Here is an 11,645-nt window from a genome sequence, read left to right as displayed (position 1 = left end):
TATTAAAATTATTAGTTCAGCTTACCGTTCTTCCAGACCATCTTTTCTCCCCACATAGGCACATAGGTCTGGTCACAGTTAATCTTGGACGCCCGTTCTAATGCCATGTCCAATGACCATCTGGATGCATCAACACCTGCATGAGCCATTTCCAGAATATGAGATAACAGAACATAATCCGGCTGTACCTGTCCCGCTCCGGTACCTAAAATATTATTCTCAGTCAGCGCATTAGGAGCATAGCGGGGAATCAAGACATTGACATGTGGCGCAATGTTTGTATATTGTTCCGGTTTAAAATTGGAATCACCGACATGCATAAAGACGAAATTTCCAGCATCATCTCCACAGTCTATCTGGAAGATAGTTACGAAATTGGATAATCCGGAATTATTATGATCGGTAATACAAGTACGGATTTTAAATTTACCTATTTCATAATCTTTATCTCCCTTTGCCGTGTAGGGATAAGTGGTGTCTTTCAAATAATTGGATAATACCGGCTTACCCAAATCAAACATCGCCTGAATCAAATCTGTACTATAATGATCAGAATGCTTATGCGTCACACAAAGGAAGTCGATATAGGGTGCAAGTTCCTTCGCCCAGCGATGAGAAATATCAATAGCAAAACATCCGGAAGGAGTCTTAACTATATATCCCATGTTATAAAGCAACCAGATTTCTGCTGTGCCATTCTCTACTTTGGAGTTTTTAATTCCGTCCATCACCCGGTCAAAAGCACTCCGGTAATAGTATAAGATCGGTTCACTCTTCTCCATACTCATACTTGCCTGATCAAAACCATTCAGAAAACTGATAAAATAGTCATCCAGACATTTATCGGCATATCCCTGAATAGTGCTCAAAGCATCGGCACGTTCAGTATTTACAATTAATGGAGAAGTTCCCCATAACTGTTGGGTAGTGGCATCTACCTTTGCTGCCAGTTCCGTAAGAATTCCTTCGTACCCGGTCTTCTTATCATTATTATCATCGTCACTACAACTTGCAAGTCCTATTGCCAGCAGGCAAAACAGGAAATATTGTATTCTTCTTATATTATTCATATTATTTCAGTGTTTTATAGTCATCAATTATTTTATCGAAGGTCTCTGCAATCCGTTCAAGAGCAGGTCTCACATTATTATTTTCGTGATCCTTCGTCGCTTCATACATGAAAACGCCTTTATATCCGGTCTTCTCCAAATCGTGCATCAACTTTCCCCATTTTATATTTCCCTGTGTAGGAAGCCAGTGGCATTCGTTCACCAAATCAAAATCTGAAGCATGTATAGTGCCGATACGGCTACCTACTATTGCCACAAAGTGCTCTGTCGTGCCTTTGGTATAGTGATTTGTATCAAAGCACACTTTTACGTCCGGGATATCTCCGACAATCCTCATAAGTTCCTCCGGAGTATTTCCCAAACAGGTTCTGGGCAGATTCTCTATACAAAGTTGAGCGCCAATCCTATCAGCATATTTCTTCAGATAAGCAATAGACTCCGAAGCATTGGCAATCCGTTGCGCCCGAATACTATCGGCTATCGGTTCCGAACTTGGATGCAAAACCAGGCAAGTCGGTTGAAACATGGCACACAATTCTATCATCTCTGCCATAAAATCTACATTTTCCTTCCTTAACCGATCATCCAGAACTGAGATATCCAACGTTCGGGAGAAAGGAAGATGAATAGACCAGACTTCGATATCCGCACTGTCTATCTTCGCTTTCATTTCCTTTATACGTGGAATCACTTCATCGACAGGAACTCCCCTATAACATTGATTAAAGGCCACCTCGACATACTTCACACCAGTCGCTTTTGCATGAAGGAAATCGGCAGCAGCAGGTGCTTTCCACACTGCTGTCGTAGTACCTACTTCATATTTCTGTGCATATCCACAAACAGACATCACCATAAATGCGATAAAAATCAATTTTCTCATCACCGTTTATTTTTGTCGGTTTGTACCTTGAATATCTCCACCCCGTATACTCCAGGAATCTGTTTCCAACGTTTTATTAATGTCAAACGCTTTTATAGAACCTATATTGCTCGCTCCAATAGTACCACAATAAAGACGCTTGTCCGGACCAATCGAAACGGACGCCATTACCTGTTGACCCACAGATTCTTCATAAACAGTACTTCCATCTGCCGTATTAAGTCCGAAAATCTTATTATTTGACTGCGTTCCGATATAAAGAACACCATCTGTACTCAACGCAGCACCACTGTAGTTCAGGTTATTATTTACCTTCTTCACCCATACTTTTGAACCGTCAGCGTCTACGGCGTAAACTGTTTGCGAGCCTTTTTCAGTAAAGTAAACAACACCTTTCTTATCTACGACAGGGAAATAAGCATCACCGCCTGTTGTCGGATAGGTCCATTTTTTGGTTCCGTTCGTGATATCAACAGCAACAAGTCCAGCCTTTGACTTCAAAGTTGCGTAAAGCGTGTTGCCATTCAAAGCAAAAGTTCCCTGCTCCGTCACATTGACACCACTGAGTTTCCAAAGTTCTTCCTTATTTGCGCTGAAAGCATAAATAGCTTCACTGGTACCTGCATAGATATTTCCGTTTCTATCAATAGCCACTGCACTGCCTGTTGTCCCATCAAGAGATTGTTGCCATTTAATCGCACCATTCGCAACATCGAGTGCATATAACGTACTTTTATTAGTCAAACAATAGAGTACACCATCAGCAGACAAAGCAGGGAACGCACCTATCGGTCCGTCTAATTGCAATGACCATTTCTGAGTACCATTCGGATTTATGGCATACACATTCTTGATAGAAGCATCTCTCACGCACTGATAGATAGTACCGTCAGACCCCACTAATGCACCGCCGCCATAAGTTATTTTATCAATGGCAAATACCCATTTGAATTCGCCGCTGACTACATCTAAGGCAAACAAATGCCCGGCAGGCGTTGAAGTCGGAATATACATCGTCTTTCCATCTGGGGAGAATACAGGATTGGACGTCTTGACATATCCTGTTAATCCGTTAAAATTCAGATTCAGACTATCCCATTTATATCCGACAACATTAATTTCCACACTTCCTGACTCCGTCGTATTATTCGTATATGTTACTGTAATAGTAACTGTATAAGTTCCAGTAGCAGCAAAAGCATGCGATGGAGTCGCTTCAGCAGAAGCAGTACCATCACCAAAATCCCAGCTGACGGATTTAACATTGCCACCAGTAAAATACATATCGTTATAAGCAAAGACAGCAGACTCCCAGACAACCAATTCCGTATTGACTGCTACCGGATAAATAATTCCCGGAGTAGCCACCGCTTCCGCCGAAACAGAATTCCCCATCGGATAAATACAAACAACATCAAACTTATACTCCTGATCATTAGTCAACCCTTCAACCATATATTCTTCCAATGTTGTGTCATCCAATTTGATAACCTGATTGCCGGGACTTACGGTAATCTGATAATTCGTAAACCGTTCGCTGGCAGGCTTCTTCCATCTCAGCCGGACTTTCTTGTCTCCCGCTGACGCAGTCAGACCAGTCACCGGATATCTTGCATTCTTTGGCGTACAAGAAGCAGATCGCTTACTCGCCAGTCCTCCGGTATAGCGAGGTTGTACGGAGAATGTATAAGCAACATCATTGACAAGATCACTGACAGTTGCACCGGAAGCCTCAGCCTCCACAGTCATTTGCCCTCCTTCCGCTTCCGAAGAGCCCGAAGTCCAGCTAATAAGATATTCATCAGGACGGGCGTCCGGATATGCTTCCCAGGAAAGTGCCACATTCATATCTCCGGCCGTTGCCGTAAGCGTCTTTAATTCATATAAATCAAAACTTGCTTTTGGCAGTTCTTCGTCACAAGCTGCACAAACTGCCGTAATGACAAACAACAAGCTATATATTATTTTTTTCATCGTCTGAATTCTTTAAGTTTAACCATATTAATACCCCGGATTCTGCCACAACAACTCAGTATTGTTGATTCTTTCCAATTCCGTTTTAGGAATAGGATACAGAAACTGGAAATCCTGAATTGTATGTCCCTCCGCTTTCATAGCTTCCTTGGCACCTCCCATGCGAACAAGGTCAAACCAACGGTGTCCCTCATAAGGAAATTCCTGTTGGCGTTCCAGCATAATGGCTTTACGGAAACTATCCTGATCTGCCAGTTCCGTAATCTGAACCGGAGATAAGCCGGCACGGGTATGTACCGCATTCAAAGCAACCATTGCATCAGAAGTCTGAGAGTTGCTATAGCTGATTTCGTTCAGTGCTTCGGCATACATTAACAGTACATCGGCATAACGAAGAATAATCTGATCGTTACCGACGGTATTGTATGTCGCACTTTTCAAATCCTTGAATTTATTCATTACGCAGACTTTATCTTCTACTTTCACATAAGTGATCAGGTCTTTGCGTTTATCACCGTCTTTATAGCACTCCTTCAAAGCCTTTGTCTGGTTAGTATCATCTGTCAGGTTGATAATTGAAAACCAATAGCCATGTCCTTCACCCTCAACGTCCTTATTAAAGCGCACTGCGAAAATGATTTCATCGTTCATTTTATTATCGACATCAAATACTTTATCCGGTGTGGGCATCAAAGAATATCTGCCTATCAGTTGCGAAAGAACATTGCGTGCCTCTGTCCACTTATGGAAAGTCAGATAAATCTTTCCCAGCAATGCCATTGCAGCACCGGAGGTCGCACGTCCCGTATCAGTACCCGTATAAGAAGAAGGCAGCATATTCTCATTGATAACCTGATTCAAATCGCCGGTAAGAAAATCAAAGACCTGCTGCTCTGAGCTTCTTCCGATTTTAAGAGCTTCAGCCACCGTCACCACTTTATCAGTCATCGGAATTCCACCCCACAAGCGATACATATTAAAATAAGTAAGAGCACGCACGAAAAGCGCTTCCCCTTTATATTGTTTCTTCAACGTAGCATCAAAGTCAGCTGCGTCTATTTTGTCCAATACCAAATTACAGCGATATACTCCGTTATTAAAATTCGCCCAGGCGGATTCCAATATTCCATTAGAGGCTTTATCCGCAAACTGATCTATATCATAACGGTCTTGTGTTCCGGCAGTAGGAGCACTCAACGACAGGTTGTCACTCCGATATTCGCAGCATTCCGTGAAGTAGGAAACCTGTCCCTGCAATTTAGAATAACAGCCGATCACTGCTACATTAAAATCGTCTGCTGTCTTGTATACTTTATCTGTAGGCACACTGCTACTTGGCTCCAAGTCGAAAAAGCTATCTGTACAGGCCACTGATACAAAAGCAGTTGCCAAGAATAGGATTTGTCTATATATTTTCATATACCGTATATTTTTTAAGGATGACTAAAGTGTTATATTTAATCCAAACAAGAAAGTTTTCGCCAGCGGATATGTTCCGTAATCCTCACCCGGCGAAAGTGAATTGCTCGGACGTGCATTTACTTCCGGATTGTATCCACCGTAGTTGGTAGATGTCCAAAGGTTCTGTCCGGAGACATAGACTCTCAACTTCTCCACAAAGAAACGACGTGTCAGATTCTGAGGCAAAGTATATCCTAACGTTACATTCTGCAATCTCAAATAAGAACCATCTTCCAGATGCCAGGTTGAAGTACGGCCATTATAACCTTTCGATTTGCGGTTGGCACGGTTCACCTGACCATTTCCGGGGTTATCCGCACTTTTCCAGCGATTCAGGGCAATCGTGGTACCATTGGTGTTTCCTTCCAGATTATCAATATAGCGACGATTCAGATTCAGAATCTCATTACCGTAAACTCCCTGGAAGTTAAAGTCAAGATCAATGCCTTTATACCATACTTTACCACCAAATCCATAGGTGAAGTCGGGCATATAGTTACCTACTATTGTACGGTCTTTGTCCAAGTCCATCACACCGTCTCCATCCACATCTACAAAACGGAAGTCTCCCGGCTGAGTATTGCTGAAATGAGGATATTTCTTCAATTCTTCTTCGTTGGAAAAGATACCGTCCTGCACCAGCAAATAGTAACATCCGATCGGTTCGCCTACTTTTGTGATATAATAAGCATGATCTACGCTTCCGGTAGAGATAATGGGAGCATTTCCCGGACCAAGAGCTTTTACTTCATTGGTATTCGTAGCATAGTTGGCATTAAAAGAATACCCAAAGTCTTTGGTGAAATTTTTCTGAGATGTCAAGGCTATTTCCCAACCACGGTTATTTACTTTTCCAATATTCATCAGGGCAGTGCTGTATCCGGTCAGATGAGGAACAGGAACATTCAGCAACATATTGGAGGTATTGGTATTATAGTAATCAACTGTTATCCCCAATAATCCTTTGAACATTTGCAGGTCCACACCGACATTGACCATTGCATTCTTTTCTCAGCTTAAATCATCATTCTTAATAGTATTGGGTTTATAGCCTTGTACCAGTTGCCCGTTACCCGTACCCAGTATATAATTATCAAGAGCCATCAATGATAGATGATCGTAGTTGCCTATCTGAAAGTTACCTGTAACACCATAACTGGTTCTGATTTTCAAGTCATCTACAAAGGAGAGAAATTTCGCCTTCGTGAAGAAATCCTCCCCGCTAACTCTCCATGCCAATGATGCGGACGGGAAATATCCCCAGCGGTTATTTTTTCCGAAACGGGAAGAACCATCCGCACGAATAGCTCCGGAAGCCATATATTTACCTTTATAACTATATTGCACACGAGCCAGATAGGAAGCAATCGACCATTGGGTCTTATCAGACGCCCCCTTTATAACTGTTCCACCGGAGATCGTCTGTATATAATCATTCGGAAAATCGGTAGCCGTCACATTATCTCCTTTATAAGTTTCTTTTTGTGCAGATTGCACCAGAACCGCATTAATCGAATGATCTTCATTAATCACTGTATTATAATTAATCTTATTCTCAATCAGCCAATTGAAATAAAAACCGGAGGAGCTGTATGCAGTAGGGTTCGACTTGATATCATAATATTTCTGGCCCAGTAAGGGTAGTTCTGACGAACGATACTGATCATTATGAGAACCATAATAATCACCACCGAAAGAAATATTATAAGTAAGTCCCTTGAAAAGTTCCAGTTCGGCAAAGACTTTCCCTACAATTGCCATACGGTCTACTACGTCCGATTGCAGATTGGCCATTGCCACAGGGTTTAATACCGCATTGTGCTGATAGTCATTGCCAATTCTCCAATAGCCATTTCCCTGATAGTTATAACTACCGTCGGAATTATATACCGGCCACACAGGAGGCATCATCAAGGCCGACTGAACAATACCATTCGATCCGGAAGCATCCACCCGATTGGAAGTCGAATAAGAAGGAGAGAAATTAAGACCGAATTTCAGTCTTTTATATTTTCCGTCCAGATTCATACGCATGCTATATTTCTTGAAATCAGAATTGATGATAATACCTTCTTTATCATAATAATTAGCAGAAATAAAATAACCAACGGTCTTTCCTCTGCCGGAGATAGAAATATTATGGCTGGTTGTAGCCGCACTACGGAAAATTGCATCCTGCCAGTCTGTGTCCGTTAATCCCTGATCGCCGTTCAGATAAGGAAAAAGTTCTGTAGGAATCCGTTCCCATGAATTCGGACGCATACCATTAGGGTCATTGGGCGAACCATCGGGATTAGCATCCAGATAAGAATTATCATGCCCGTCTTTGGCAAACTCCGCAAACTGATAAGCATTCAACATCGGAAGTTTTTTCGAAACACTCTGGATACCATAATATCCATCATATTGTACTTTCATTTTTTCCGACTGCCCTTGTTTGGTAGTGATAATAATTACACCATTTGATCCGCGGCTACCATAAATCGCAGCAGACGAAGCATCTTTAAGTACCTCTACCGACTCGACATCATTATTATTCAGATTGGCAAAGCCACGCTCCACAGGTACACCGTCAATGATATAGAGAGGATCACTCCCCGCATTGACTGTACTGATACCACGAACACGGATACTGACACTTCCTTCCGGGTCACCGCTCGGCTGAGTCACCTGCACTCCCGGCATCTTTCCAGCTAATGCCTGACGAAAGTCGGAAGCAGAAACCTCCGCAATCTGCTCGGCTTTCACGGAAGAGATGGAAGTAGACACATCCCGTTTCCGCTGTACACCATATCCTACCACTACTACTTCATCGATCATCTTGCTGTCTTCGGTCAACGTAATCTTAGCCGTATTCTTATCTTTTGCAGAAAGGCTGACGGTCTTATAGCCAATATAGGAAATTGTCAATGTAGCCGATTCCGGTACATTCATCAACGAATATCGTCCGTCCATATCGGTAATCGTACCACTGCCCTCTCCTTTGATCTGGACACTGGCACCAATAACTGGCTCTCCCTTATCATCTACGACTACTCCCTGAACGGTACGTGTACGTTGAGCGCTTTCTTCTTTAAGCGGCTGTTTACTGACAGCAATTGTATTATCGGTCCTATTGAAATAAAGTTTTGACTGAGTAGTTATCACTCCCAGAATTTGTTTAAGCGTAGCGTTTTTTACATCAAAAGAAACATGCGGAGCGTTATTTACCGTTTCCTGATCGTAGATAAATTTAAAGTTGGTCTGTTCACTGATTTTATTGAAAACATTTTCTACCGGCTCGTTTTGTACACGGAGCGTAATGTTGTGCTCTTTCAATGTCTGAGCAGCAGTCGGAGCAACTAAAAGGAAGGTGAATAGTAAAAAAGCTAAAAACGAGCAGCTATTTCTACTTTTTCCTTTACAAATAAGAAGATTATTCATAAATTTGTGCGTTTTAGTAATTGACTAAAGTTATTAAAAACAAGCAACGTGCGATACGTTATTCATTTGGGTCGAAGCGAATGAATATCCGTCCGGGTTGCGGATAGAGGCATTCCTTAGGAGTGCTTCTATCTTTTTAGGGAGTTTCTATGAGGGTGATGCTTTCATTCTGTCCTTATTAACGGGTTAAACATTGATCTATTTTTTAATTCTCATTTTTTATAAAGAAGTATATTCCTGCCTTCTTTCTTATAATTGATATCACTGATAAATTCGATGGATTTAAGTACGGACTCCAGACTCTTATTGTCATGTTCACCGGTAATCAGATTATCAAATTCCTGTCCGGAAGCAAAGGTTATCTGACAATTATAAACACGTTCCAGTTCTTTTGCCACATCCCGGATCGGAGTACTGTTAAAACGCAGGCTTCCCTTGATCCAGACTGCTACCCCACGTTCTTCCTTCTTCTTACTATATTCACCGGAAACGGTATTTATCAGAACTTGTTCTTTTGCAGTCAATCGCATCATTGCTTCCGGCAGATCAACCTGTACTTTGCCACTCTCTACACTTACCGATACGATTTCATCCGTAGAGTAAGATTTTACATCAAACCGGGTTCCCAAAACACGAACATCCAGTCGCTTCGTCTGTACAATAAACGGCATATCTTCATTATGGGCAACCCTGAAATATCCTTCTCCTTCCAGTTCCACTTTCCGGATATCCCCTTGAAAAGAATCAGGATAACGTACTTGTGAACAAGAGTTCAACACTAATATAGTCCCGTCCGGTAATTCCACCCGTTTCTTCTCTCCAAAAGAGGTTGAGATTTCAGCGAAAGTTATCTGCTGCTCACTCATATACCGGAAATAACTGATACTTCCTGTCACGATGGCTATTACAGCCGCCACACTGGCTGCAATCGTCATTACCCGACGGAACCAGGTACGTTTCTTATGTTCAATATGTTTCAGCAACTGGCGAGCCTCCTTTTTATACTTCTCACGCTCCAAGTCAGTAACAGGCTGCTGGCTGACGGATTCCTCCCAGACTTCGGCAGACAACTCATCCAATATATCTTTATGGTCAGCATCTCTCATACTTTCCAGTAACTGCGATGCTTCCTCCCGGATGTACATATCATCCAGATAGCGACGTAATTTATTTTTTTCTGTCTTCGTATCTTTCATCATATATTCAAATAAGGGTGCTGATTTCTCCCCTTCGTATTAGTAATACACAAAGGCAGGAAACAGCTAGGGTGTGATTAACATTTATTATAAATTCAGACAAAGTAGAATCAGCAGTATGTCAGCAGAAGTACCCGAATATTTAGTCAAGTAGGCACGAATCACTTTCAACGAAACAGAAATATGCTCCTGTACGGTATTGACAGAGACTCCCAGCGCTTCCGCAATTTCTTTATGGGACATCTGCAAATCGCGGCTCATATTAAAGACTTCACGCTGACGGGGAGTCAATTGTTCCAGTGCGCGGCTAACGACATCCTTCAAATCATCGAACAATATTTTATTATTCGTTTCATTGGCCGAATCAACCGCATGAGAAAGGATATACTCTTTCAGCTTATCTTCATTCGCCATATCCCGTATCTGATTAAGAATACGATTGCGTACAATCGTATATAAGTAGGAGGGGAAAGACGCATCCGGATTGATAAAACGCCTGCTTTGCCATACAACCGTAAACGCGTCCTGAAAAATATCTTCGGCAAACTCACGAGATTTGACGAACTTCATCGCAAAATACAGCAAGCGATTCTTATAGGCGGCATAGAGTTCGCAAAAGGCATCCTCATCGCCGTCTATCAGACGGAGAACTAACTCCCGTTCGTCCATAAGCGTGTCTGTTGCGTACATATTTTCTTTACTTTTGGGCACAAAGGTATTGTTATGATGTTACAAACGTATGTATTTTTTCTGAAATAAAAAAATAACCTTCTTTCTTATTGAGTTTCCGGCCGAGAACTTTGTGTACTCTTTAATTGTTATCCTATTATAAAAGTGCGAACAAAGCACACAACAAAGTTCTATAAAAAAGAAAGGAAGATTATGAAAAAAGTAATCGACAGAGCTTCATCAAGAGGCTATTTTAATCATGGCTGGCTCAAAACCCACCACACATTCAGTTTTGCCAACTATTACAATCCGGAAAGAATCCATTTCGGAGCCTTGCGAGTGCTGAATGATGACAGTGTAGACCCGTCGATGGGATTTGATACTCATCCACATAAAAATATGGAAGTAATTTCCATTCCGTTGAAAGGGTATCTGAGACATGGCGACAGTGTACAAAATACGAAAACGATTACTCCCGGTGATATCCAAGTGATGAGTACGGGCAGTGGTATCTATCATAGTGAGTATAACGACAGCGATGAGGAACAATTGGAATTCCTGCAAATATGGGTATTCCCCCGAATCGAGAATACGAAACCCGAATATAACAATTTCGATATACGTCCGCTGCTGAAACCGAACGAGTTATCTCTGATCATTTCACCGAACGGCAAGACACCGGCCTCCATCAAACAGGATGCCTGGTTCTCTATGGGAGACTTCGATACGGAAAGAAGCATCGAATATTGTATGCATCAGGAAGGTAACGGAGCTTATCTGTTTGTGATAGAAGGAGAGATCAGCGTGGCCGATGAACATCTGGCCAAACGTGACGGCATCGGAATATGGGATACCAAAAGTTTCTCTATCCGCGCTACCAAAGGAACCAAACTTCTGGTAATGGAAGTACCCATGTAAAAAATATTATTTCTAGTTTTATTCTATTCTATTTAAATGAAGCGGTCCCAC

General features: G+C 41.9%; 7 protein-coding genes and 1 pseudogene. 1 reads left to right on the top strand and 7 read right to left on the bottom strand.

Going from position 1 to position 11,645, the window contains the following annotated elements:
• Window positions 1–11: 11 nt before the first annotated feature.
• The 7 genes and pseudogenes from K6V30_RS14020 to K6V30_RS13990 all read right to left on the bottom strand — a co-directional run bounded on the left by K6V30_RS14020 (window position 12) and on the right by K6V30_RS13990 (window position 10,697).
• Window positions 12–1,070, bottom strand: a complete 1,059-nt coding sequence (locus tag K6V30_RS14020; protein WP_055269217.1) for an MBL fold metallo-hydrolase — start codon at window positions 1,068–1,070, stop codon at window positions 12–14.
• A 1-nt stretch (window position 1,071) separates the two neighbouring features.
• The gene (locus tag K6V30_RS14015; protein WP_055269218.1) at window positions 1,072–1,953 is read right to left on the bottom strand and encodes a sugar phosphate isomerase/epimerase family protein; all 882 of its coding nucleotides are present in this window, start codon (window positions 1,951–1,953) and stop codon (window positions 1,072–1,074) included.
• Window positions 1,954–1,959: 6 nt separating this feature from the next.
• Window positions 1,960–3,927 (bottom strand): outer membrane protein assembly factor BamB family protein, encoded by a 1,968-nt coding sequence (locus K6V30_RS14010; protein ID WP_055269219.1) that lies wholly within the window; start codon window positions 3,925–3,927, stop codon window positions 1,960–1,962.
• Between the two features lie 27 nt (window positions 3,928–3,954).
• A complete protein-coding gene (locus K6V30_RS14005) occupies window positions 3,955–5,346 on the bottom strand; it encodes a RagB/SusD family nutrient uptake outer membrane protein (RefSeq protein WP_008760507.1) in 1,392 nt (463 codons plus the stop codon).
• Between the two features lie 24 nt (window positions 5,347–5,370).
• Window positions 5,371–8,811, bottom strand: a pseudogene (locus K6V30_RS14000) (TonB-dependent receptor).
• A gap of 212 nt (window positions 8,812–9,023) precedes the next feature.
• On the bottom strand, window positions 9,024–10,010 hold the full coding sequence (locus K6V30_RS13995) for a FecR family protein (protein WP_008760505.1): 987 nt from the start codon (window positions 10,008–10,010) through the stop codon (window positions 9,024–9,026).
• 84 nt (window positions 10,011–10,094) lie between these two features.
• Window positions 10,095–10,697, bottom strand: a complete 603-nt coding sequence (locus K6V30_RS13990; protein ID WP_055269241.1) for an RNA polymerase sigma-70 factor — start codon at window positions 10,695–10,697, stop codon at window positions 10,095–10,097.
• A gap of 192 nt (window positions 10,698–10,889) precedes the next feature.
• On the opposite strand from K6V30_RS13990, the gene K6V30_RS13985 reads away from it, so the two are divergent.
• Window positions 10,890–11,594: a pirin family protein gene (locus tag K6V30_RS13985; protein WP_010537476.1), complete on the top strand. Its 705-nt coding sequence runs from the start codon at window positions 10,890–10,892 to the stop codon at window positions 11,592–11,594.
• Window positions 11,595–11,645 lie beyond the last annotated feature (51 nt).

Origin of the sequence: Bacteroides faecis (assembly GCF_020091505.1) — a bacterium.
Classification (GTDB): domain Bacteria; phylum Bacteroidota; class Bacteroidia; order Bacteroidales; family Bacteroidaceae; genus Bacteroides; species Bacteroides faecis.
Note: the sequence above shows the minus strand (reverse complement) of the source record. Positions and strands in the feature narration are given on the sequence as shown.

Coding starts and splice junctions, on each gene's coding strand:
- K6V30_RS14020 (WP_055269217.1), bottom strand. CDS start 1,070: ATGAATAATATAAGAAGAATACAATATTTCCTGTTTTGCCTGCTGGCA.
- K6V30_RS14015 (WP_055269218.1), bottom strand. CDS start 1,953: ATGAGAAAATTGATTTTTATCGCATTTATGGTGATGTCTGTTTGTGGA.
- K6V30_RS14010 (WP_055269219.1), bottom strand. CDS start 3,927: ATGAAAAAAATAATATATAGCTTGTTGTTTGTCATTACGGCAGTTTGT.
- K6V30_RS14005 (WP_008760507.1), bottom strand. CDS start 5,346: ATGAAAATATATAGACAAATCCTATTCTTGGCAACTGCTTTTGTATCA.
- K6V30_RS13995 (WP_008760505.1), bottom strand. CDS start 10,010: ATGATGAAAGATACGAAGACAGAAAAAAATAAATTACGTCGCTATCTG.
- K6V30_RS13990 (WP_055269241.1), bottom strand. CDS start 10,697: ATGTACGCAACAGACACGCTTATGGACGAACGGGAGTTAGTTCTCCGT.
- K6V30_RS13985 (WP_010537476.1), top strand. CDS start 10,890: ATGAAAAAAGTAATCGACAGAGCTTCATCAAGAGGCTATTTTAATCAT.